Genomic DNA, 23,343 nt, shown 5'->3' on the forward strand with positions numbered 1-23,343 from the left:
AACGGCGGGCAGTGTGCCCGAAGGCTTTGAGGGCGGCAATAAGGCTTGAAATGCAATTTTCATAACACCGAAAACCACTGTAGGAGTGAGCCTGCTCGCGATAGCGGTGTGTCATTCAACACTAATGCTGACTGACACACCGCTATCGCGAGCAGGCTCACTCCTACAGGGGGTATTGCGGTGTCTTTAAACCGGGGTATCGAGATTCAGGTGCAGATTGTCGATCAACCGCGTAGTGCCGAGGAACGCCGCCACCAGAATCACCAGATCACGGTCTTCAGCCGTCGCCGGACGCAGGGTCAGGGCATGGCGGATTTCCAGGTAATCCGGACGCAGGCCCGCCGCTTCCAGCTGCTGCACCTGGGCGCTGACCAGTGCCGGGTAATCGCGTTCACCTTGCTTGATCGACTCGGCAATGTTGCTCAGCGAGCGATAGACCACCGGCGCCACCGCACGTTGTTCTTCAGTGAGGAAACCATTGCGCGAGGACAGCGCCAGGCCATCGGCGGCGCGAACAGTCGGCTCGCCGATGATCTGGATCGGCATGTTCAGGTCATGCACCAGCGCGCGAATCACCGCCAGTTGCTGGTAATCCTTCTGACCGAAAATCGCCAGATCCGGCTGGACCATGTTGAACAGCTTGCTGACCACGGTCGCCACGCCTTCGAAATGTCCCGGACGGCTAGCGCCGCACAGGCCTTCGGACAATTGCGGCACGCTGACCCGAGTCTGTCCGGCCATGCCGTCGGGGTACATTTCTTCGACAGTTGGCGCGAACAGTAGAGAGCAGCCCGCTTCCAGCAGTTTTTCCTGGTCCGCCGCCAACGTGCGCGGGTATTTGTCGAGGTCTTCGCCGGCGCCGAATTGCAGTGGGTTGACGAAAATGCTCGCGACCACGAAATCCACCCGTTGGGTGGCTTTGGTGATCAGTGCAACGTGACCGCTGTGCAGGTTGCCCATGGTCGGCACGAAGCCGATGCGCTTGCCTTCGCTGCGGGCGCGGGCTACAGCGGCGCGCAGTTCGCGTACGGTTTTAACGGTGTTCATGCGGAGAATCCGTGTTCGATGCCAGGGAACGTGGTGGCTTTGACTTCGTTGACGTAAGCCTTCAGCGCGGACTGGATGCTGTCCTGACCCTGCATGAAGTTCTTCACGAACTTCGGCACGCGGCCAGTGATCGACAGGCCGAGCATGTCGTGCAGCACCAATACCTGACCGTCGGTGGCGTTACCGGCACCGATGCCGATCACCGGAATCTTCACCGCCTGGCTGATTTCAGCAGCCAGTTCGCTCGGTACGCATTCGAGCAGCAGCATCGCCGCGCCGGCCTGTTCCAGCGAAATCGCATCGGCACGCATTTGCCGCGCCTGGTTCTCGTTGCGGCCCTGCACTTTATAGCCGCCGAGAATGTTCACCGCTTGCGGGGTCAGGCCCATGTGCGCGCACACCGGTACACCGCGTTCAGCGAGCAGACGGATCGACTCGGCAAGCCACAACTGACCTTCGACCTTGATCATGTGCGCACCGGCCTGCATCAGCATTGCGCTGTTAGTCATGGTTTGTTCAAGGGTGGCATTGGCCATGAACGGCAGGTCGGCGAGGATCAGGGCATCGCTGTTGCCGCGTTTGACGCATGCGGTGTGGTAGGCCATTTCTGCGGTGGTCACCGGCAACGTGCTGTCGTGACCTTGCAGGACCATGCCGAGGGAGTCGCCCACCAGCAGCACTTCGACACCGGCCTCATTACAGGCGTGGGCGAAGGTCGCGTCATAGCAGGTCAGCATGGTGATCTTTTCACCTTTCTGCTTGAGGCTCTGGAGCGTGGTCAGGGTGATGGCTGGCATGTAAAAAATCCTCGTTCAGGCGCTCTGGAAACTACTGCGAGTAACGCGCGTGATTCTTCATCTACTCAGGCGCACGCTCTTTTGTCGTGCTTATAAGGCCTGGATTGCGCCCGTATGTGCCGTGTTGGCGGCAGCGGGACGCCTATAGTCGTGATGAGCCAACAGGAAGTCAATTGCGTGTGTTACCGCATTGTTACGAGGGGAGTGTTACCGGCGTTACTGATGCGATTCAGCGGCGCGGCGGGGCTGATTCGGGAGGTTTTTGTCCGACAATAAATCTGGATGTGGCGCAATCCCTGTAGGAGTGAGCCTGCTCGCGATAGCGGTGGATCAGCCAATAAATCTGTGGCTGACAGAACGCTATCGCGAGCAGGCTCACTCCTACAAAGGGCGGAATTGTGTCAGGCGTGGGGGAGGCGTTCCAGGCCGACGAACGGGCAGGCGGCGAGCAGATCGGACAGGCTGCGGCCGTCGGCAAGGTGCAAATCTTGCGGGGCCAGTTCGGCGAGGGGATACAGCACGAACGCGCGTTCCTGAATCTGGTAATGCGGGACTTTCAGGCGCGGCTCGTCGATCAGGCGATCACCGAACAGCAGAATATCCAGATCCAGCGTACGAGGCCCCCAACGCTCAAGGCGTTCGCGACCTTGGTCATTCTCGATGGCTTGCAATGCATCGAGCAGTTCCAGTGGGGCGAGCGAGCTGTCGAGCGCCGCGACCGCGTTGGTGTAACGCGGTTGGCCCGGCAGCAACGAGTCGCTTTGATAGAAGGCGGAAACGCCAGCGAGGGAGGTTTGCGGCAATTGCCCGAGCGCCTCGACGGCGCTGCGCAATTGTTCGGCCGGGTCAGCGAGGTTGCTGCCCATGCCGATGTAAATGCGTTCCATGCCTTTACTCGCCTGTCGAAGCGCTCGGTGCGCCGGCGCGTTTGCGCTTGGAGCCGCTGCTGCGACGACGTTTGCGCGGAGCACCGCTGGCGTCATCGCCTTTACCGCTGAGGTCGCGAATCATGTCGCGGCGTTCACTGTCGTTGGCGTCCTGATAGTCCGTCCACCATTCGCCCAGGCCATCCGTTTCCTCGCCAGCGCTTTCACGCAGTAACAGGAAGTCGTAACCGGCACGGAATCGCGGATTATCCAGCAACAGGTCGGCACGTTTGCCGCTGCGCCGAGGCAGACGCTCCTGCATGTCCCAGATCTCGCGGATCGGCATGGTGAAACGTTTCGGAATCGCGATGCGCTGACACTGTTCGGCGATCAGCTCGTGGGCACCTTCCTGCATCGCCGGGATCGGCGGCATGCCGCGTTCCTGCAAGCGCAACACGCGAGCCGGCAGAGCAGGCCACAGCAACGCGGCAAACAGGAACGCCGGGGTTACCGGTTTGTTCTGCTTGATGCGCAGGTCGGTGTTGGTCAGCGCTTCGCTGATCAGCGTGTGGGTGTATTCCGGGTTGTGTTCCAGCGCGTCGGCACTGGCCGGGAACAGCGGGGCGAACAGTTGCAGGTCGACCAGCATTTCGAAAGTGATCGCGCCGTGTCCCGAAAGGAACAGTTTGAGCACTTCTTCGAACAGTCGTGCCGACGGGATCTCGCGCAGCATCGGCGCCAGTTCGCGGATCGGCTGCACGGTGTGCTTCTCGATGCCGAAGTTGAGCTTGGCGGCGAAACGCACGGCGCGCAGCATGCGCACCGGGTCTTCCTGATAACGCTGCTTCGGATCGCCGATCAGGCGGATCAGGTGATTGCGGATGTCGTGTACGCCGTTGGCGTAGTCGAGGATGCGCTCGCTGACCGGATCGTAATACAGGGCGTTGATGGTGAAGTCGCGGCGTTGCGCGTCTTCTTCCAGAGTGCCGTAAACATTATCGCGCAGAATCCGCCCGCTCTCGTTACGCGAAGACTGGTTGCTGTCTTCGTCGTCTTCGTTGATCGGGTGATTGGCGCGGAAGGTCGCGACTTCGATGATTTCGCGACCGAAATGGATGTGCACCAGTTTGAAGCGACGGCCGATGATCCGCGCATTGCGAAATTCGGCACGGACTTGCTCAGGCGTGGCGCTGGTGGCGACGTCGAAATCCTTGGGCGTGATGCCCAACAGCATGTCACGCACGCAACCACCGACCAGATAAGCCTGGTAACCGGCACCTTGCAGGCGTTCGACGATATTCACCGCATAGCGGCTGAACTGCGTTTTCTGCAGCGAATGTTGACCGCTGTTGAGCACTTCAGGGGTGCTGCGGATGTGTTGCGTACGACGCACGGGAGTTCGGAATGACTGGAACAACTTCTTCAGCATGGGATGCACTGTTTGAAGGAATGTTCGGCCATACCAAAGAATGACCGCATGATGGGCGCAGATTCTAGCATTTAGTCGGGGGATGGTGTAGGAGACAGCAGTTTCGAGCTGAAAGCCGCAAGCTACAAGGGTGAAACGGGGGTAAAACAGGGAGTTTTTTACAGAAGGGAGAAACTACAAGGGGAGCCGAAGCTCCCCAAGAAGTAGTTGCGTGCTCTTTTTATTATTGATTCGGGCTTCTTGTTTTTGTTGAGTGCCCTCGCCACGAAGTGTTTCCTTCGTGACCCTCCCAATCGGGAGCCAAGAGCAAACGGATTGCTTTGGTCGCTGAATTGCAGTGATCTCTCGATCCAACCAGTACAGGCTCTGTCTTAGGACAGTTTTTGTTGTTCTCGGCCTGGTCGTGGGGCAAGCCCCAAATACAACGCCTCTCCAAAAGAATCAGTTAGCTGCGCCTCTCGCCGTCTTGTTTTTATTGTGCGTGAGTCGATTCGTCTTATTTTTATTGTCTTGTGCATTGCTTGTTATTGTTCTTGTACCAAACATATAGCAGGGGGCGTGCCAACTTTTGCGAAACCCAATAAAACAAGGGGTTAGGTCGATATAACCGTTTTGTCGGGGCGAAAAAAAGCCGGGGTTTCGTTACCGATAACCCCGGCTTCTGTTACGTGAATCGACTGAGGTAACAGTTTTTTCACCTCTTCAAGCGTTACCTGCACACTCGACAGGTAACGTTCAACTCTCGCTGGCGACCCCGGTCTTGCGCCGTGGGATGCCCAGACGCTGACGGCGTTCCCACAGACATTTACGGCTGACGCCCAGTTTGCGCGCCAGTTCGGTCTCGGTCATGTGGTCCTGATGCTCGAGGACGAAGTGCTGGAAGTAATCTTCCAGCGACAGGTCTTCGGTCGGCTCATGGCTGCTGTTGCTGGCGTTACCCGCTGTTTGTGGCGGCAGGCCGATGAACTCGTCGTCTTCCAGATCGCTGAGTTCAATGTCGATGCCCAGCAGGTCGGCAGAGATTTCCGGGCTTTCGCTCAGAATCACCGCGCGCTCGACTGCGTTCTCCAGCTCTCGCACGTTACCCGGCCAGGAATAATGCCGGATCGCCTGTTCGGCATCCGCGGCAAATTTCAGGTCGGTACGGTTGATGCGTGCGCTCTGGCGAGCGAGGAAAGCCGTGGCGATTTCGTTGACGTCGGCACCGCGCTCGCGCAGCGCAGGCAGTTTCAGGGCGATTACGTGCAGGCGGTAATAAAGGTCTTCACGGAACTGGCCGATTTTCGCCAGGCTCTTCAGATCCCGGTGCGTCGCCGCAATCAATCGCACATCAACTTTCTGTGACTGCACGGAACCAACACGGCGAATCTCGCCTTCCTGCAACACGCGCAGCAGGCGGGCCTGGGCTTCCAGCGGCAGTTCGCCAATTTCGTCGAGGAACAAGGTGCCGCCGTCCGCCGCTTCAACCAGACCGGCACGCCCGGCGCTGGCGCCAGTGAACGCGCCTTTCTCGTGGCCGAACAGTTCGGACTCGATCAGGCTTTCCGGAATGGCCGCGCAGTTCACCGAAATCATCGGCGCCTTGGCGCGTTTCGACAGGTTGTGCAGGGCGCGGGCCACCAGTTCTTTACCGGTACCGGACTCGCCCTGGATCAATACATTGGAATCGGTCGGCGCGACTTTACGGATCTTGCTGTACAGATCCTGCATCGGTGGGCAGGAGCCGATGATGCCGATCTCGCCGTTGCTGTTGTCGACCGCGGATTTGCCGCTGCCGTTGGTCGTTTTCACGGCAACGGGCTCGCCGGCAGCAGGAGCCGATTGGCGATCACGCAGGATCCGCGCGACAGCCTGAAGCATTTCGTCGTGGTCGAAAGGCTTGGCGATGTAGTCCACCGCACCCATCTTCATCGAGTCGACCGCCGAGCGCAGGCTGGCGTAACTGGTCATGATCAGCACCGGTGTGCCCTGGCCGAGCTTGATCAGCTCGGTGCCCGGCGCGCCCGGCAAACGCAGATCGCTGACGATCAGATCGAACGTAGGAATGGTGAAGCGTTCTTGTGCTTCCTGCACTGAACCGGCTTCGCTGACCTGGTACTGGTTGCGTTCCAGCAGGCGGCGCAAGGCGGAGCGAATAATTGTTTCGTCTTCGACGATCAAAATGTGCGGCATTGATTCGATACTCTCGACGGTCTCAGTTCACAGCGGACGTCGCTTCGACATGACGCGGTAAGGTCACCCGGATACGGGTGCCGCGTTGGCTTTGTACATCAGCCGGGCTGTCGATGGTGATTTGTCCATAATGCTCTTCAACGATGGAATAGACCAGTGCAAGGCCCAGACCGGTGCCTTCGCCAGGATCCTTGGTGGTGAAGAAGGGTTCGAACAATCTATCCATGATGTTCTTCGGAATACCGCTGCCTTCGTCTTCGACGATCAGATCGACCGTGTGTTCGCCGGCTTCGCTCTTGACCCGTACCGCACTGTGCGGCGGCGAGGCGTCGCGGGCGTTGGAGAGCAGATTGATCAAGACCTGGGCAAGTCGCTGCGGATCGCCTTCGACCCAGTGATCGGGATCGCACAGGTTGTAGAACTGCACTTCGAAATTGCGTCGGTTCAGGGCCAGCAGGCCAATTGCATCCTGCGCGACTTCGGCCAGACAGACGGGCTCGTCACTGTGCTGATGGCTGCCGGCGTGGGCGAAGCTCATCAGCGACTGCACGATGCGCGAGACGCGTTTGGTCTGTTCGAGAATCTGCCCGCTGATTTCCGTCAGTTCGCCGTCGTCTTCGCGTTCTTCGCGCAGGTTTTGCGCAAGGCAAGCGATGCCGGTGATCGGGTTGCCGATTTCGTGGGCTACACCGGCCGCAAGGCGACCAATGCTCGCCAGGCGTTCGGAGTGCACCAGTTTGTCTTCGAGCATCTGCGTTTCGGTCAGATCTTCGACCAGTAACACCAGTCCGCTGTTACCCGGTGCCAACGGCTCATCGATCGCCGCTTTGTGCAGGTTCAGCCAGCGCGTCTGACCGTCGAGGGCCAGATGTTGTTTGTGCAAATGCTCGTCCGGCAGATCGATGAAGCCTTGCAGCAGGCCTTTCCACGGCTCGCCAATGGTGCTCAAACGCGAACCGACCACGCGTTGCGCGGCGATCCCGGTGAGTTCTTCCATGGCCTTGTTCCACATCAGGATCTCTTGATCCTTGGCCAGCGAGCAGACGCCCATCGGCAGTTCCTGCAAGGTTTGGCGGTGGTAACGGCGCAGGGCATCGAGTTCGGCAGCCAGACCTGTGAGGCGCGAGTGGTAATCCTCGAGGCGGCTTTCGATGAAGTGGATGTCTTCGGTCACATAGTTTTCGCCGCCGGCCTTGTACGGCAGGAAGGTTTCGACCATGTCCTGCGCCACGCTCGGGCCCATCAGGCCGGAGAGGTTGGCTTCGATGCGATCGCGCAAACGGCGCAAGGCGTACGGGCGGCGTTCGTCGAATGGCAGATAGAGGTCACGCAGCGCTTGCTCGACTTCCTTCTGCGCAGCCTTGGCGCCCAACGGTTTCGCCAGTTGCGTGGCGAATTCCTGCGGTGAGGCGGCGTGCAATTCGCGGCGTTGCGGACGACGCACGTTATCCACAGCGCAGGCTTCAGCGGCACTGGCTTCTTCGGGGCTGGCATTGGTGAACAGCGAGATCAGCGTGAACATCAAGACGTTGGCCGCCAGCGAGGCGATGGCTGCCATGTGCCAACTGGTGTCGTCGAGCACATAAATCATGTTCAGCAACGGGATGTAGAAACCCTGCAGATTGCCGACCAGCGGCAACAGCATCGTCACCACCCAGACCAGGATTCCCGCCAGCAAACCGGCAATGAAGCCGCGCCGGTTAGCGGTCGGCCAGTACAGCACCGAGAGCACACCCGGCAGGAATTGCAGCGTCGCGACAAAGGCAACAATGCCGAGGTTGGCCAGATCCTGTCCGGCACCGAGCATCAGATAGAAGCAAAACCCGGCCATGATGATCGCGACGATCAGCGCCCGGCGGGTCCATTTCAACCAGCGATAGATGTTGCCTTCAGCCGGTGGTTGATAAAGCGGCAGCACCAAGTGGTTCAGCGCCATGCCCGAAAGGGCCAGTGTGGTGACGATGATCAGGCCGCTGGCCGCCGACAGTCCTCCGACGTAGGCAAGCAATGCCAGCGGTTTGCTGTTGGCTGCAATGCCGATGCCCAGGGTGAAATATTCCGGGTCGGTGGTGGCGCCGAGCTTCAGGCCGGCCCACAGGATCAACGGTACCGCCAGGCTCATCAACAGCAGAAACAACGGCAGGCCCCAGCTCGCACTCACCAATGAACGGGGGTTGAGGTTTTCGGTAAAGGTCATGTGATACATGTGCGGCATCACGATCGCCGAGGCGAAGAACACCAGCAGCAGCGTGCGCCACGGGCCTTCCTGCAAGGGCGTATGCAACGCCGCGAGGGCGGTCTGGTTTTGCAGCAGCCACAGTTCCAACTGTTGCGGACCATCGAACACGCCGTACAACGCATACAGGCCGACGCCGCCAAGGGCAATGAGTTTGATCACCGACTCAAAGGCAATCGCGAACACCAGCCCTTCATGTTTTTCGCGGGTGGCGATATGGCGGGAACCAAAGAAGATCGTGAACAGAATGATCAGTGCGCAGAACGCCAGCGCCACGCGGCTCTGAATCGGTTCGCCGGTGAGGATGCCGATGGAATCGGCCACCGCTTGAATCTGCAGCGCCAGCAGCGGCAGCACACCGATCAGCATGAAAATCGTGGTCAGCGCACCAGCCCAGGTGCTGCGAAAGCGGAACGCAAACAAGTCTGCCAGGGATGACAGTTGGTAGGTGCGGGTGATTTTCAGAATCGGATACAGCAACACCGGCGCCAGCAGAAACGCGCCGGACACGCCGAGATAACTGGAAAGAAAGCCGTAGCCATACTGATAGGCCAGACCCACCGTGCCGTAAAACGCCCAGGCACTGGCGTAAACACCCAGCGACAGTGTGTAGGTCAGCGGGTGGCGAATGATCGCGCGCGGGATCATGCCCCGTTCGCTGATCCAGGCAACGCCGAACAGCACCGCCAGGTACGCGGCGCTGACCAGGATCATCTGGGTCAGGCTAAAGCTCATCGGCATCTTTTTGGCTCTGCAGGATGAAGGTTACGACAATCAGGATCAGCCAGAGCAGATAGGGGCGATACCAGGCGCCCGTAGCGTCGATCCACCAATCCATGATGGCGGGGGAAAACAGGTAGATCCCCACGACTAAAAGCAGGACCAAGCGATAGATGTACATCCCGGCCTCTCTTTTTTATGCGCGTGCCCGAAAACGTGCGGCGATGGTAACGGATGGGCGCGCGACTGCAAGTGTCGTCACAGCAGTTGCGCCTCGGGCAGAGTCAGTGTGCGCGGGATCTGTGTGGCATCCCAGTGCGCGCTGCCCCACTTGAGTAATTCTTGCGGCGAAGCGTGGGCCAGTTCGGCGCCGGGGTTTTGCCCCAAGGCGCGCAGGGCTCGCAGTAACAATGGCGTGGCTTGATCCGCTTCAAGCGGCGGTGAACGGTAGGACTTGCCGAGCTTGTTGCCGTCCGGTTGGGTAATCAGCGGCAGGTGCAGGTAACGCGGTTGGCGCAGGCCGAGCAGTTCTTGCAGATAGAGTTGGCGCGGGGTCGAGTCGAGCAGGTCGGCGCCACGCACGATGTCGGTGATGCCTTGCCAGGCATCGTCGAGCACCACGGCCAATTGGTAGGCGTAGAGGCCGTCGCGGCGACGGATCACGAAATCGCCGACGTCGCGGCCCAGATGCTGGCGGTATTCGCCCTGTACGCGGTCGATGAAGTGGTATTCCAGTTCGGGTACGCGCAGGCGGATCGCCGCGTCCTGTTGATCGTGGCCGGCATTGCGGCACAGGCCAGGATAAATCCCGTTATACGGCTCCAGTTGTTTGCGCGAGCAAGTGCAGGCATAGGCCAGACCGTGATTGAACAGGCTGTCGAGCACTTCGGCGTAAGCAGCGTGCCGATCGCTCTGCCGCACCATGTCGCCGTCCCATTCGAAGCCGTAACTTTCCAGCGCCTTGAGGATCGCCGCTTGTGCGCCAGGCTCTTCGCGGGGCGGATCGAGGTCTTCCATGCGCACCAGCCAGCGGCCACCGACCGAACGGGCGTCGAGGTAGGAGGCGAGGGCAGCGACCAGCGAACCGAAGTGCAGGTGGCCACTCGGGGTTGGGGCGAAGCGGCCGATGTAGGCGGGGGATTTCTTGGCAGTCATGAAGACGAAACTACTTTTCAGGCTATATGCAGGTCAACTTGTAGGAGTGAGCCTGCTCGCGATAACGGTGTGACATTCAACACCGATATTGACTGACCCACCGCTATCGCGAGCAGGCTCACTCCTACAAAAGGCAAAGGCAAAGGCAAACGTCAGAAACAAAAACGGAGCGTTCGCACGCTCCGTTTTTCGTTCAGGTCGGAATTACTTGCCGACCTGCTTTTCCTTGATTTCCGCCAGGGTCTTGCAGTCGATGCACAGATCCGCAGTAGGACGGGCTTCGAGGCGCTTGACGCCGATCTCGATGCCGCAGGACTCGCACCAGCCGTATTCTTCGTCCTGAATCAGCTCCAGCGTCTTGTCGATCTTCTTGATCAACTTGCGCTCGCGGTCGCGGGCGCGCAGCTCGAGGGCGAATTCTTCTTCCTGACTGGCACGATCGGCCGGGTCAGGGAAGTTGGCCGCTTCGTCCTTCATATGATCAACAGTACGGTCGACTTCCTGCATCAAGTCCTGTTTCCACTTGTTCAGGATCTTGGTGAAGTGCGCGCGCATCGGAGCGCCCATGTACTCTTCACCGGCTTTCGGAACGTAAGGTTCGAAACCGCTGATCGTCGTTTGCTGCTGTTGCTTTGCTTGGGTGGGCATGAAATGGACCGCCTCTACTCTTGTAATCCATTGCGCAGGATTGCTCCATCACCGACACCTGCCGGCCCTGCGGCTGCAAGCGGGCGAACTTACCAGATCAAATCGGCCTGCGCTACTCCCGGATGTCGAGGCCCCGGCGGGTGGCGCTTGCAAATGTTTGGCAAGCCGTGTCTGGTGGTGTTGAAGACCTGTTCAATCACTGATTTTAGTCAATCCTGGAGCGTACGCTCATATCGTTACAGTCCAGCGTTCTTGAGGCTGTGACCGCTGCGGGTTCTCGCTCGTTCCGGCAGATAGGTAGAATCGTCTCTTTTTCCCTGCCGAAGGAAAACCAATGGCTCAGCCCTACAGTGCGCGCAGTCGTGCGATCGAACCGTTCCATGTCATGGCGTTGCTGGCGCGGGCCAATGAATTGCAGGCTGAAGGCCACGATGTGATCCATCTGGAGATCGGCGAGCCGGACTTCACCACCGCCGAGCCGATCATCCGTGCCGGGCAAGAGGCGCTGACGGCAGGCAAGACGCGCTACACCGCCGCGCGCGGCATTCCGGAGCTGCGCGAGGCGATTGCCGGGTTTTATCAATCGCGTTATGGCTTGAACATCGATCCACGACGGATTCTGATCACGCCAGGCGGCTCCGGTGCGCTGTTGCTGGCCAGCGCTTTGCTGGTCGATCCGGGTAAACACTGGCTGCTGGCGGATCCGGGTTACCCGTGCAACCGGCACTTCCTGCGTTTGGTCGAAGGCGCGGCGCAGTTGGTGCCGGTGGGTCCGGACGTGCGTTATCAACTGACTCCTGATCTGGTCGCGCGACATTGGGATCACGACAGCGTCGGCGCACTGGTCGCTTCGCCAGCCAACCCGACCGGCACGATTCTGACCCGCGACGAACTGGCCGGGTTATCCACAGCCATCAAGGCGAAACACGGGCATCTGGTGGTGGACGAGATCTATCACGGTCTGACGTACGGCACTGATGCCGCCAGCGTGCTGGAAGTCGATGACAACGCTTTTGTGTTGAACAGTTTCTCCAAGTATTTCGGCATGACCGGGTGGCGTCTGGGCTGGCTCGTCGCGCCGGAGGCGGCGGTCAGTGATCTGGAAAAACTGGCGCAGAACCTCTACATCAGCGCCCCGAGCATGGCGCAATACGCTGCATTGGCATGTTTCGAACCGGACACCATCGCCATTCTGGAAGAGCGCCGCGCGGAATTCGGCCGTCGTCGCGATTTCCTCCTGCCGGCGTTGCGCGAGTTGGGTTTCAACATCGCCGTGGAGCCTGAAGGCGCGTTCTACTTGTACGCCGATATCAGCCAGTTCGGCGGCGATGCCTTCGCGTTCTGCCGACATTTCCTCGAAACCGAGCACGTTGCCTTCACGCCGGGGCTGGATTTCGGTCGCTATCAGGCCAGTCACCATGTGCGTTTTGCCTACACGCAAAACCTCCCTCGCTTACAGGAAGCGGTGGAGCGAATCGCCCGTGGCTTGAAGAGCTGGCAAGGCTGATGCGCTTTTATCCCCCTCTGGAAGAGGCGCGACTGATCCGTCGTTACAAGCGTTTTCTCGCCGATATCGAAACCGTTGGCGGCGAGTTGCTGACCATTCACTGCCCGAACACCGGTTCGATGCTCAATTGTCAGGTCGAGGGCGGACAGGTCTGGTTCAGCCGCTCCAATGACCCGAAACGTAAATTACCGGGCACTTGGGAAATTGGTGAAACCCCGCAGGGCCGCTTGTTTTGCGTGAATACCGCCCGGGCCAACGGTCTGGTTGAGGAGGCGTTGCAGGCTGGCGTTATCACTGAGTTGAACGGCTTTACCGCGTTGAAGCGCGAAGTGGCCTACGGGCAGGAAAAAAGCCGCATCGATTTTCGCCTCGAATACCCAAGCGGCCCGGCGTATGTGGAAGTGAAAAGCGTCACCCTGGGCTTCGACGGAACGGCGGTGGCAGCGTTTCCCGATGCCGTGACCCAGCGTGGTGCCAAGCATCTGCGGGAGTTGGCACATCTGGCGCGGGACGGGATCCGGGCGGTGCAGTTGTACTGCGTCAATCTGACCGGGATTGAAGCGGTGCGGCCGGCGAAGGAAATCGATTCGGCTTACGCCGATGCGCTTCTTGAAGCGGTCGCTTGTGGTGTTGAGGTTGTGGCATATGGCGTGCGGCTGGACCATGAAGAAATGGTCATCGACCGGCGTCTCGACGTGCTGCTCAACGGTTAAACATCGATCCACAAGCCTTGCGCGTCTTCCCGGCACGCAATGGCGCTGAGTGATTGCCCGGCGCAAGGCCCGGCGACGCATTCACCGTCCTCGATCAGAAACAGTGCGCCGTGGGTGGCGCACTGGATCAGGCTGTTGCTTGGGTCGAGAAATTGGTCGGGATGCCATTCAAGACCAACGCCCCGGTGCGGGCAGCGATTGAGGTAAACGTACGCTTGCCCATTGCGGCGCACGGCGAACAGCTTGTTCCCGTCGACTTCAAAGCCACGGCTGGCCGCTTCGGCGAGTTCAGTGCGCGCGCAGAGAAACTTCATGGCTATCCTCTAATGTCCGCTCGTGTCCGGATATGTCCGAGCTTGACGTTTAAATGCAAACAATTATCAAATGGCGCCTTCGTCCGTAGGGCGGCTGGCAGGGGCGAGGATACTTGGCCTGTCATCCGGATGCCCGGGAAAAACGTCTTTCAAGGAAGCTGTGTATGCGCCTGAGTACCCGCGTTGTTGTGCTGTGTGCCGGACTGTTCGTCAGCTATCAGGCTGCAGCGGCCGATTTGCCGCAACGTTGGGTCAGCGCCGGCGGTGCGCTGTCGGAATGGGTCAGTGCGTTGGGCGGCGAGTCGAAGCTGGTCGGCGTTGATACCACCAGCCAGCATCCGGAGTCGTTGACGGCGCTGCCGAGCATTGGTTATCAGCGCAGCCTTTCCGCTGAGGGCATTCTCAGTCTGCGCCCGGACATTCTTATCGGCACCGAAGAAATGGGCCCGCCGCCGGTGCTGTCACAGGTCAAGGCCGCCAAGGTTCAGGTGGAGTTGTTCTCGGCTCAGCCGGATCTGCCGACACTGGAGAAAAACGTCACCCATCTGGGCCAGTTGCTCGGCACAGAAGCCCAGGCAAAGCAGCTACTGCAAAGTTATCAACAGCAACTCGATGCGCAGAACGTGCGGGTTGCAGATGCACAGTCCAAACAAAAAGCGCCGGGCGTTCTGTTGTTGCTCGGGCATGCCGGTGGCAAGCCATTGATCGCCGGCAAGGACACCGCTGCCGACTGGCTGCTGCAACAGGCGGGCGGGCATAACCTGGCGACGCATACCGGTTACAAACCGTTTTCCGTGGAATCCCTCGCCAGCCTCGATCCTGAAGTGTTGGTATTCGCCGACCGTGCATTGACCGGAGACGCGGCGAAAGCGGCGCTGTTCAAGGAAAACCCGATTCTCAATTCAAGTCGCGCGGCCAAGGCCGGCCGAGTGCTGGAACTGGACCCGACCCTGTTGGTTGGTGGCCTTGGACCACGCTTGCCGGCAGCGCTGAAAACCCTGTCTGACGGTTTCTACCCGGCCAAGAGCGGCCAATGACCACATTGGTCAAACCCCGTGGTTTGTTCATTGGCCTGACGCTTCTATGTCTGTTGGCGATCTGGCTGTCATTGGCGCTGGGGCCGGTGAGCCTGCCGCTGTTTGATACGTTGCGCGCAGCGTTGCGCATGCTCGGTGTGCCGCTAGCGCCGGACGGTCTGGAGCAGGCTGAGCTGATCCTCGGGCAGATTCGTCTGCCGCGAACCTTGCTCGGGTTGGCGGTTGGCGGTGTGCTGGCGCTGTCCGGTGTGGCGATGCAGGGCTTGTTCCGTAATCCGCTGGCGGATCCAGGGCTGGTGGGGGTTTCCAGCGGCGCAGCGCTGGGTGCGGCGATTGCGATTGTCGGTGGCTCGTTTTTTGGTGGCTTGCCGGAGTGGTTCGGGCCGTATCTGCTTTCGCTCTGCGCGTTCCTCGGCGGCCTCGGGGTGACGGCGCTGGTTTATCGCCTCGGTCGCCGTAACGGTCAGACCAATGTGGCGACCATGTTGCTTGCGGGTATTGCCCTGACCGCGCTGGCCGGTTCGGCGGTCGGCCTGTTCACTTATCTGGCGGATGACGCGACCCTGCGCACGCTGACCTTCTGGAATCTCGGCAGTCTCAACGGCGCCAGTTACGCGCGGCTGTGGCCATTGCTGATCATCAGCGCCGGCGTGGCGTTGTGGTTGCCACGTCGCGCCAAAGCGCTGAATGCCTTGCTGCTCGGGGAATCCGAGGCTGGGCATTTGGGCATTGATGTCGAGCGGCTCAAGCGTGAACTGGTGTTCTGCACGGCGCTGGGTGTTGGCGCGGCAGTCGCGGCTGCCGGGATGATCGGTTTTGTCGGGCTGGTGGTGCCGCATCTGGTGCGGTTGCTGGCGGGGCCGGACCACAAGGTATTGCTGCCGGCCTCGGTGCTGGCGGGGGCGAGCCTGTTGCTGTTGGCTGATCTGGTCGCGCGGCTGGCGCTGGCGCCGGCAGAGTTGCCGATCGGCATCGTCACCGCGTTTATCGGTGCGCCGTTCTTCCTTTATCTGCTGCTGCGAGGACGCGCCTGATGTTGCGTGCGCAAAATTTGCACATCCAGCGTGGGCGCAAGGCAGTGCTCAGCGATGTAACGCTGCAACTTGAACCGGGCGAAGTGCTCGCTGTGCTTGGGCCGAACGGCGCTGGCAAAAGTACCTTGCTGGGCGCCTTGTGCGGTGAGTTGGCAGCGAGTGCGGGCGAGGTTTCGCTCGACGGGCAGGCATTGAGTCAATGGACTGGCCAGCAGCGTGCGCAACGATTGGCGGTGTTGCCACAAGTGTCGACCCTGGATTTCGCCTTTCGCGTTGAAGAAGTGGTTGGCATGGGCCGCTTGCCTTATCAAAGCGGTCGGGTGCGTGACGACGAAATCATTGCGGCGGCTTTGGCGGCGGCGGATGCCGGACACTTGAGCGGGCGCAGTTATCTGGCGCTGTCCGGTGGTGAGCGTCAGCGTGTGCATCTGGCGCGGGTGCTGGCGCAATTGTGGCCGGGTCAGGCCGGGCAGACGTTGCTGTTGGATGAGCCGACTTCGATGCTTGATCCGCTGCATCAGCACACGACGCTGCAGGCTGTGCGCGAGTTTGCCGATCGTGGCGCGGCGGTGTTGGTGATCCTGCATGATCTGAATCTGGCGGCGCGTTATTGTGATCGCATTCTGCTGCTTGAGGGCGGGCGGCCGGTGGCGTTGGATACACCGCAGCAGGTTTTGCGTCCAGACACGCTCCAGGCTGTGTTCGGTCTCGAAGTGCTGGTGCAGCCGCACCCGGAGCGCGGGCATCCGCTGATTATCGCCCGCTGACTGGATCATTGAGGTGGTGGCATGCGTGGCTTGTGGCTGTTGGCGGTGGTGTTGCTTGCGGGGTGTCAGCATGCTCTGGCGCCGCCGCCGATCAATGGCGAGATTCGCGATCTGCGCAGCGGTGAAGTGCTGACGGCGCAGCAGTTGCTGACGCGTCTTGTCGAGTCTGAACGGCTGATTATCGGTGAACAGCATGACAACGCCGATCATCACGCCGCGCAATTGTGGTTGTTGCGCTCGCTCGGTGAGCAGCGGCCGCAGGGCAGTCTGCTACTGGAAATGCTCACGCCGGATCAGCAGCCTCGCGTTGATCAAGTGCGCCAGGCCGCAACGCCGCCCGCGGACTTCCCTGCCGCATTGGCCTGGGAGGACGGCTGGGACTGGAATCTCTATGGACCCATTGTCCGCTTCGCGCTGACTCAGCCGTATCCACTGCTGGCGGCGAATCTGGATAGCGCTGAAATCCGCACCTTCTATCGCGATCCGCCCGTGCTTAACGGGGAGCGCAGCAATACAGCATCCGTGAAAGCTGTTTTGCTAGAACAGATCAGCGACTCCCATTGTGGCCTGCTGCCCGAATCACAGATGCCGGCAATGCTCGCCGTTCAGCAACAGCGTGATCGGCGGATGGCCGAACGCTTGTTGGCTGCACCGAAACCTGCTCTGTTGCTGGCCGGTGCGTGGCATGCGCGCAAGGATGTTGGCGTGCCGCTGCATGTTGTGGATTTGGGCGCCACTGAGTCACCGACAGTGCTGATGCTGGCAGAGCAGGGCGCCGAAGTGACCGCAACAATGGCCAATTACGTTTGGTATACGCCTGCTACGCCAAAACAGGATTACTGCGAACAGATGCGCAAACAGTTCGGCAAATGACTTTTCCACAGGCAAAAAAAGACCCGGTAAAAACCGGGTCAAATAACCGTGATTAGCCTGATGAGGAGATAATCTGAGAGTCCGAACCAAGGGCTTTTCAGAATATCGACTGATCTCGCGACCAGTTGTGATAATCATAGCGATTCTCATTACCGCGTCAACAACTGTTTTCTCATTTCTTTGAATTAGACTTGGAAATGGCCGTAATGGCCCGAAAACAAAGGGCTTGGCCTTAGCTTTTGTTTGCGCTCAATTGGGTGACTTGCTTGTTCAGTTGGCCGATTCGTCGGGCCATGCTCTCGATCAGGCTGTGTGCGATCTTTGGATTGGTGCGGGTCATGCTCAAGAATTGCTCACCGGGAATCAGCATCACCGTACTTGGCTCCCGGGCAATGACCGTGGCATTGCGCAGCTCGCCGGTAAACACGGCCATGGCCCCGAAAATCTCGTCCTTGGCCACGTCTCCCACCTTAAGTCCGTCCACAAACGCCTCGGCATGCCCATCGATGATCACAAACACATGGTCAGCAGCGTCACCCTGGTTGATCAGTGTTTCTCCCGCCTCAACCCGTTTAAAACCGTTGGTACTGCGAAACTCTCGCGGCTTCAGTTCCGCGACAGCATGGGCAAGGATCGCCACTTGCCCGAGCAGATACTCGAGAAACTGTTCTGCCCGACGAGAGTCAGCAAATAAATGCTGGAAGACTTCCGGACGTCGATAGGGCGTCAAACGTAACGTGCCCTCACTGCATAAGCGGCAATCCGCCCAGTCGTCTCCCTGCTGAAGGCCGATCACATCGCCCTCCTGCCAATAAAACAGTGGCCGGGTTCCGATGCAGCCATTGATCACACCGTCATTGAGCAGAAACAACTGATCGGCGGGTAACTGCGGTATCAGATCGTCCGTCGATTCAAGTTGCAGAACCGGCCCGCAAGGCAACAGATCGCGCAGCCACAGCGCGGGCAAGCTCTGCAAACGGTTGATCAAGGCATCGACGTGAGCCGATTGTTCCCCCAGTAAATACATGACGGTCTATGCCCGTTCAGTTCTTGTGGCGCGAGGAGATGGCTTCAAGCTGTTTGTTCAGGGCGTCCTTGCGTTCGGCGGGGATGTCGTTCCAGTGCACATCCATCAGCGCGCCTTCGATCGCATACAACAACACCTTCGATGCGCGAAACCCGCGGGTACGCACGGCCCGGTAGGCGTCTACAGCGCCCAGGCGACGCAAGTCCGAGGCGCTGTGGATGCCCACGGCATGCAGCCATTGCGCCGACGTCTTGCCAAGATTCTTCAGGTGTTGCAGTTCATCATTCATCAAGCCTCCTTGCGACGGCCGAATGGTGCGTGGGCGAGCTTCTCAGGAGTGTAGCCATCAGTAGGAAAAGCGTGGTTGTTTGGTCGGATTCAACGCAAACGCTTCTAAGAAAGGGCTGCGAACGCAGAAAGGAGGGGGAAACACACATATCAATGTAGGAGTGAGCCTGCTCGCGATAGCGGACTGCCAGGCACACATGTGTTGAATGTTAAACCGCTATCGCGAGCAGGCTCACTCCTACAGGGGCAGGCGCTAGATGGTTATATCAGCGGGTGCGATAACGTAACCGCGTACCGAAATTCATCGACATCAGAATCTCGTCGGCACTCAGCTCCGGTGGGAAGTAAGCCCCGGAAATCTGCGCATGGGCCAGGCTTGCACCTTCCAGCGATGCGTTACGGAAATCGATGCCGCGTAAATCGGCCGAGCGGAAATACGCGTCCCTGAAATCCACGCCATCGGCATTCAGTTCACGCAGATCGAGGCCACGGAAATCGCCGCCGACCATGTTGATCGGGCCGTCCTGTGGACGCTCCTTGTTGAAACCTGTGATGTCATCTTTGTGCAGCAAGGCATATAGCGGGGTGTCGAGAAGTTTCGGCTGGCTCATGTCATATCACCGTTGGTTTTATGACGCCAGTATAGTGCCACTATTTGGCGGCCGTGAAGCAAGCGAGGGCTTCACGGCCGAAATAGTTTCTTACAGGCCCGGCAAGCGCTGACGGATCTGCGCGACCACGGTGTCCAGGGTTCCGGATTCATTGGTCTGCACGCGTTTGCTGCGCAGAATTTCTTCTGGTGTCAGCGCTTCGCGGTTGGCCTGCTGCGCTTCGATCACGGCCAGTGTGGCGTCGGACGGATCCTGTTTGTCCGCCTGACGAATCGCCAGCCAGCTCTCGATCACCGCTTGCGGCGCGTTGCAGTCGAGGATCAGGAACGGCGTGCCGGTGGCTTCGGCGATCTTCGCCGCGTTGTCGCGTTGTTCGCGTTTGAGGTAAGTCGCGTCGATCACCACCGGGAAACCGGCGTGCAGGATCACTTCCGCGATCTCATGCAGACGCGCATAAGTGGCGGCGCTGGCGTCGGCGCTGTAAATGCCGGCCTGCACATCATTGGCAACAGTCTGCTCACCGAACAGACGCTTGCGTTCTACGTCCGAACGCAGACGAATCGCGCCCAGCGCTTCGACCAGGCGCATGGCCACGTGGCTCTTGCCGACAGCGGAAACGCCGTGAGTGATCGCCATGAAACGCGAAGGAATGGTGCTGTAGCTTTCGGCCAGGTTGGCGTAGTTGCGGTATTGGCGCAGGGTGGTGGCGCGCTGCACCGGGGACGCGTCCGCCGGCATGCTGAACAGTGCAACCTTGGCGCGAACCAGTGCGCGGTAGGCTTTATAGAAGTTCAGCACTTCCAGACCTTGATAATCGCCGGTCTGCTCCAGGTATTGGCTGATGAAGCGGCGAGCCAGGGATTTCAGGCCACGGTCTTCCAGGTCCATCGCGAGGAAACCGGTATCGGCCCAGACGTCGGTGAAGCGGAACGGTTCGTTGAACTCGATGCAGTCGAAGATCACCACTTTGCCGTCAATGACCGTGGCGTTGCCCAGGTGGATATCGCCGTGGCACTCACGGGTGAAACCTTCGGCCTTGCGTTGCGCGAACAGTGGCTTGAGACGCTCGAAGCTGCTTTCGGCCCAGGCTTTCAGTGCATCGAGTTGCAGCAGATCGTTTTTGTCGCTGAGGAACGGCAGGATCTGCTCGAAGTTTTGCGAGACCGGCGCCATCACACTGTCCGGGGTGCCTGCGTCGTGTTCGGCGGGGACTTTTGGCGCCGTGAGGTGGAAGTGAGCGATCTGCTGCGCCATCTCGTCGATGTGCTGGGTGGTCAGCTCGCCGTTGGCTTGCAGGGTGCTGAGCAAACCGGTCTGCGGGAACTGGCGCATTTTCAGCACATATTCGATGGCCGGGCCGTCGCCGCCCAGTTGCGGTGCTTCAACGCTGCCAGTTACCGGCAACACTTCCAGATACAAATCATCAGTCAGGCGCTGGTTCAGACGCAGCTCTTCAGCGCAGAAATGTGCGCGTGATTCGAGGCCGGTGAAGTCGAGGAAGCCGAAGTTAACCGGTTTTTTCACTTTATAAGCGAAGGGGCCGGTGAGGATCACCCACGAGATATGCGTTTCGATGACCTGAAACCCTTCGACAGGGTGCGGGTAGAGGGCCGGGTTTTGCAGGGCAGCGATCAGTGACTGGCTCACGGGCGATCCTTCAGAGACTGGGGGAAATTCGAGGTCGCCATTATGGCCGCTCGCCAGCCTGACGCAAACCTCGGAGCGCTCCTGTTGAGGATGAATAAAGTGCGTATAATCCGCCGCCATGACTCGAACTCGATCCCCCCGTACCAAGAAAAAACCACCCTCCAAGGGCCTCAGCCCATGGTTGAGCTGGGCCATTAAACTCAGTCTGGTCGGCCTTGTCGTGCTGGCCGGCTTCGCCGTTTACCTCGATGCCGTGGTGCAGGAGAAGTTCTCCGGCAAGCGCTGGACCATCCCGGCCAAGGTTTACGCGCGCCCGCTCGAGCTGTTCGTCGGACAAAAGCTCAGCAAGGACGACTTCCTTACCGAACTCGATGCCCTCGGCTATCGCCGCGAAGCCGTGAGCAATGGCCCCGGCGCCGCAGCAGTCAGTGGCAATACGGTCGATCTGAATACCCGTGGCTTCCAGTTCTATGAAGGCCTGGAAAAACCGCAACCGGTGCGCGTGCGTTTCTCTGGCGATTACGTCGCTGAGCTGTCGGCGACCAACGGATCGAAGCTGTCCGTGGTGCGCCTTGAACCGCTGATGATCGGCGGCATTTATCCGAAAAATCTCGAAGACCGCATTCTGATCAAGCTCGATCAGGTGCCGCCGTATCTGCTCGAAACCCTGATCGCTGTCGAAGACCGCGACTTTTATAGCCACTGGGGCGTGTCGCCGAAGTCGATTGCCCGCGCAGTCTGGGTCAATACCTCTGGCGGCAAGATGACGCAGGGCGGCAGTACGCTGACCCAGCAGTTGGTGAAAAACTTCTACCTGACCAACGAGCGCAGCCTGACCCGCAAGCTCACCGAAGCGATGATGGCGATGCTGCTGGAACTGCATTACGACAAAAAGGAAATCCTTGAGGCCTACCTCAACGAAGTCTTCGTCGGGCAGGATGGTCAGCGCGCGGTGCACGGCTTCGGTCTGGCCAGCCAGTTCTTCTTCGGTCAGCCATTGTCCGAGCTGAAATTGCATCAGGTGGCGATGCTGGTCGGTATGGTCAAAGGCCCGTCCTACTACAACCCGCGTCGCAACCCGGAGCGTGCGCTGGAGCGGCGTAACCTGGTGCTCGACGTGCTTGAGCAGCAAGGCGTGGCGACGGCCGAACAGGTCGAAGCAGCGAAGAAAATGCCGCTGGGCGTGACTACGCGCGGCAAACTGGCCGACAGCTCGTTCCCGGGCTTTATCGATCTGGTCAAACGCCAGTTGCGTGAAGACTACCGCGACGAAGACTTGACCGAAGAAGGCCTGCGCATCTTCACCAGTTTCGATCCGATTCTGCAGATGAAGGCCGAGGCGTCGGTCAACGACACCTTTAAACGTCTGTCCGGGCGTAAAGGCTCCGATGATGTGGAAGCGGCGATGGTCGTGACCAATCCGGAAACCGGCGAAGTCCAGGCGATGATCGGCAGCCGTCAGGCCAGTTATGCCGGGTTCAACCGTGCGCTGGATGCGGTGCGACCGATCGGTTCGTTGATCAAGCCGGCGGTTTATCTGACTGCGCTGGAAAAACCGAGCCAGTACACCCTGACCAGTTGGCTGTCGGACGATCCGTTGTCGGTCAAGGGCGCGAACGGTCAGGTGTGGAAACCGCAGAACTATGACCGCCGCTCCCACGGCACCGTGTTCCTTTATCAGGGCCTCGCGCATTCCTATAACCTGTCGACTTCGCGACTGGGCCTGGAAGTCGGTGTGCCGAATGTGCTCAAGACCTTGGGTCGTCTGGGTGTGACGCGTGAATTCCCGGCATTCCCGTCGATGTTGCTCGGTGCCGGTGGGATGACGCCGATTGAAGTCGCGACCATGTATCAGACCCTCGCCAACGGTGGTTTCAACACGCCGATGCGCGGGATTCGTAGCGTACTGACCGCCGAGGGCGAGCCGCTCAAGCGTTATCCGTTCCAGATCGAACAGCGTTTCGATCCGGCGTCCATCTATCTGATCCAGAACGCCATGCAGCGCGTGATGCGTGAAGGTACCGGCAGCTCGGTTTATAACGTGTTGCCCAAGACTCTGACACTGGCCGGCAAAACCGGTACCAGTAACGATTCCCGTGACAGCTGGTTCGCCGGTTTCAGTCAGGACTTGCTGGCAGTGGTCTGGCTGGGGCGCGATGACAATGGCAAGACGCCGTTCACCGGTGCCACCGGTGCGCTGCAAGTGTGGACCAGTTTCATGCGCAAGGCCGATCCACTGCCGCTGGACATGCCGCAACCGGACAACATCGTGCAGGCATGGGTCGATTCGCGTACCGGGCAGGGCTCCGATGCCAACTGCCCGGGGGCGGTGCAGATGCCGTATATTCGCGGCAGCGAACCGCCACCCGGCGCCGCCTGTGCAAGCGAAACGCCTGCTTCCGGCGAGTCGGTGATGGATTGGGTCAAGGGCTGGATGAATTAAGCAAAGAGGGTT

The 23,343-nt window shown here is 59.6% G+C and carries 21 protein-coding genes; 7 read left to right on the forward strand and 14 right to left on the reverse strand.

All coding sequences use genetic code 11. The features are described from left to right. Positions 1-186: 186 nt before the first annotated feature. The 9 genes from panC to dksA all read right to left on the reverse strand — a co-directional run bounded on the left by panC (position 187) and on the right by dksA (position 11,070). The gene (gene panC, locus CKW17_RS22745) at positions 187-1,047 is read right to left on the reverse strand and encodes a pantoate--beta-alanine ligase (RefSeq protein WP_095121786.1); all 861 of its coding nucleotides are present in this window, start codon (positions 1,045-1,047) and stop codon (positions 187-189) included. Next, on the reverse strand, positions 1,044-1,844 hold the full coding sequence (panB, locus tag CKW17_RS22750; protein WP_095121788.1) for a 3-methyl-2-oxobutanoate hydroxymethyltransferase: 801 nt from the start codon (positions 1,842-1,844) through the stop codon (positions 1,044-1,046). Before panB ends, panC begins: the two co-directional genes overlap by 4 nt. 401 nt (positions 1,845-2,245) lie before the next feature. After that, positions 2,246-2,731 carry a 2-amino-4-hydroxy-6-hydroxymethyldihydropteridine diphosphokinase gene (gene folK / locus CKW17_RS22755; protein WP_095121790.1) on the reverse strand — a complete coding sequence of 162 codons (486 nt, stop codon included), beginning with the start codon at positions 2,729-2,731 and terminating at the stop codon, positions 2,246-2,248. A 4-nt stretch (positions 2,732-2,735) separates the two neighbouring features. After that, complete coding sequence (locus CKW17_RS22760) at positions 2,736-4,139, reverse strand: polynucleotide adenylyltransferase PcnB (RefSeq protein WP_016983493.1); 1,404 nt, start codon at positions 4,137-4,139, stop codon at positions 2,736-2,738. A 735-nt stretch (positions 4,140-4,874) separates the two neighbouring features. Continuing rightward, positions 4,875-6,311 carry a sigma-54 dependent transcriptional regulator gene (locus CKW17_RS22765; protein WP_064392482.1) on the reverse strand — a complete coding sequence of 479 codons (1,437 nt, stop codon included), beginning with the start codon at positions 6,309-6,311 and terminating at the stop codon, positions 4,875-4,877. Between the two features lie 22 nt (positions 6,312-6,333). Then, positions 6,334-9,288 (reverse strand): sensor histidine kinase, encoded by a 2,955-nt coding sequence (locus tag CKW17_RS22770; RefSeq protein ID WP_176470109.1) that lies wholly within the window; start codon positions 9,286-9,288, stop codon positions 6,334-6,336. Further along, positions 9,272-9,448 (reverse strand): hypothetical protein, encoded by a 177-nt coding sequence (locus CKW17_RS22775; protein ID WP_003176118.1) that lies wholly within the window; start codon positions 9,446-9,448, stop codon positions 9,272-9,274. The genes CKW17_RS22770 and CKW17_RS22775 overlap by 17 nt, the downstream gene beginning before the upstream one ends. Positions 9,449-9,525: 77 nt before the next feature. After that, a complete protein-coding gene (gene gluQRS / locus CKW17_RS22780; RefSeq protein ID WP_095121794.1) occupies positions 9,526-10,422 on the reverse strand; it encodes a tRNA glutamyl-Q(34) synthetase GluQRS in 897 nt (298 codons plus the stop codon). A 204-nt stretch (positions 10,423-10,626) separates the two neighbouring features. Continuing rightward, the gene (dksA, locus tag CKW17_RS22785; RefSeq protein ID WP_064118688.1) at positions 10,627-11,070 is read right to left on the reverse strand and encodes an RNA polymerase-binding protein DksA; all 444 of its coding nucleotides are present in this window, start codon (positions 11,068-11,070) and stop codon (positions 10,627-10,629) included. Positions 11,071-11,404: 334 nt separating this feature from the next. Between dksA and CKW17_RS22790 the strand changes: the two genes are divergently transcribed. Then, a complete protein-coding gene (locus tag CKW17_RS22790; RefSeq protein WP_095121796.1) occupies positions 11,405-12,577 on the forward strand; it encodes a pyridoxal phosphate-dependent aminotransferase in 1,173 nt (390 codons plus the stop codon). Further along, positions 12,577-13,290 (forward strand): DNA/RNA nuclease SfsA, encoded by a 714-nt coding sequence (gene sfsA, locus CKW17_RS22795; RefSeq protein ID WP_095121798.1) that lies wholly within the window; start codon positions 12,577-12,579, stop codon positions 13,288-13,290. The genes CKW17_RS22790 and sfsA overlap by 1 nt, the downstream gene beginning before the upstream one ends. Here the strand turns inward: sfsA and CKW17_RS22800 are convergent. Beyond that, the gene (locus tag CKW17_RS22800; protein ID WP_095121799.1) at positions 13,287-13,604 is read right to left on the reverse strand and encodes a Rieske (2Fe-2S) protein; all 318 of its coding nucleotides are present in this window, start codon (positions 13,602-13,604) and stop codon (positions 13,287-13,289) included. The genes sfsA and CKW17_RS22800 overlap by 4 nt on opposite strands. A 164-nt stretch (positions 13,605-13,768) precedes the next feature. Here CKW17_RS22800 and CKW17_RS22805 point away from each other — a divergent pair, with 164 nt between their 5' ends. Genes CKW17_RS22805 through CKW17_RS22820 form a run of 4 tightly spaced genes read left to right on the forward strand, consistent with a single transcriptional unit; the run spans position 13,769 to position 17,315 of the window. Next, positions 13,769-14,641, forward strand: coding sequence for a hemin ABC transporter substrate-binding protein (locus tag CKW17_RS22805; protein WP_095121801.1), 873 nt, complete (start codon positions 13,769-13,771; stop codon positions 14,639-14,641). Between the two features lie 50 nt (positions 14,642-14,691). Next, positions 14,692-15,675 carry an iron ABC transporter permease gene (locus tag CKW17_RS22810; protein WP_176470111.1) on the forward strand — a complete coding sequence of 328 codons (984 nt, stop codon included), beginning with the start codon at positions 14,692-14,694 and terminating at the stop codon, positions 15,673-15,675. Then, the gene (locus CKW17_RS22815) at positions 15,675-16,442 is read left to right on the forward strand and encodes a heme ABC transporter ATP-binding protein (protein WP_095121804.1); all 768 of its coding nucleotides are present in this window, start codon (positions 15,675-15,677) and stop codon (positions 16,440-16,442) included. The genes CKW17_RS22810 and CKW17_RS22815 overlap by 1 nt, the downstream gene beginning before the upstream one ends. Positions 16,443-16,463: 21 nt before the next feature. Further along, the gene (locus tag CKW17_RS22820) at positions 16,464-17,315 is read left to right on the forward strand and encodes a ChaN family lipoprotein (RefSeq protein WP_095121806.1); all 852 of its coding nucleotides are present in this window, start codon (positions 16,464-16,466) and stop codon (positions 17,313-17,315) included. 232 nt (positions 17,316-17,547) lie between these two features. Here CKW17_RS22820 and CKW17_RS22825 read toward each other — a convergent pair whose 3' ends face one another. From CKW17_RS22825 to CKW17_RS22840, 4 genes are all read right to left on the reverse strand, one after another. Next, a complete protein-coding gene (locus CKW17_RS22825) occupies positions 17,548-18,342 on the reverse strand; it encodes a Crp/Fnr family transcriptional regulator (protein ID WP_095121808.1) in 795 nt (264 codons plus the stop codon). A gap of 16 nt (positions 18,343-18,358) precedes the next feature. Continuing rightward, positions 18,359-18,631 carry a TfoX/Sxy family protein gene (locus CKW17_RS22830; RefSeq protein ID WP_003228231.1) on the reverse strand — a complete coding sequence of 91 codons (273 nt, stop codon included), beginning with the start codon at positions 18,629-18,631 and terminating at the stop codon, positions 18,359-18,361. Positions 18,632-18,896: 265 nt separating this feature from the next. Then, entirely contained in the window at positions 18,897-19,241 is a 345-nt protein-coding gene (locus tag CKW17_RS22835) for a pentapeptide repeat-containing protein (protein WP_095121810.1), read from the reverse strand. Between the two features lie 90 nt (positions 19,242-19,331). Then, positions 19,332-20,888 (reverse strand): bifunctional aminoglycoside phosphotransferase/ATP-binding protein, encoded by a 1,557-nt coding sequence (locus CKW17_RS22840; protein WP_095121812.1) that lies wholly within the window; start codon positions 20,886-20,888, stop codon positions 19,332-19,334. A gap of 118 nt (positions 20,889-21,006) precedes the next feature. Here CKW17_RS22840 and mrcB point away from each other — a divergent pair, with 118 nt between their 5' ends. Next, on the forward strand, positions 21,007-23,331 hold the full coding sequence (mrcB, locus tag CKW17_RS22845) for a penicillin-binding protein 1B (RefSeq protein WP_095121814.1): 2,325 nt from the start codon (positions 21,007-21,009) through the stop codon (positions 23,329-23,331). Positions 23,332-23,343 lie beyond the last annotated feature (12 nt).

This window comes from Pseudomonas sp. Irchel s3f10, assembly GCF_900187515.1.
Lineage (GTDB): Bacteria > Pseudomonadota > Gammaproteobacteria > Pseudomonadales > Pseudomonadaceae > Aquipseudomonas > Aquipseudomonas tensinigenes.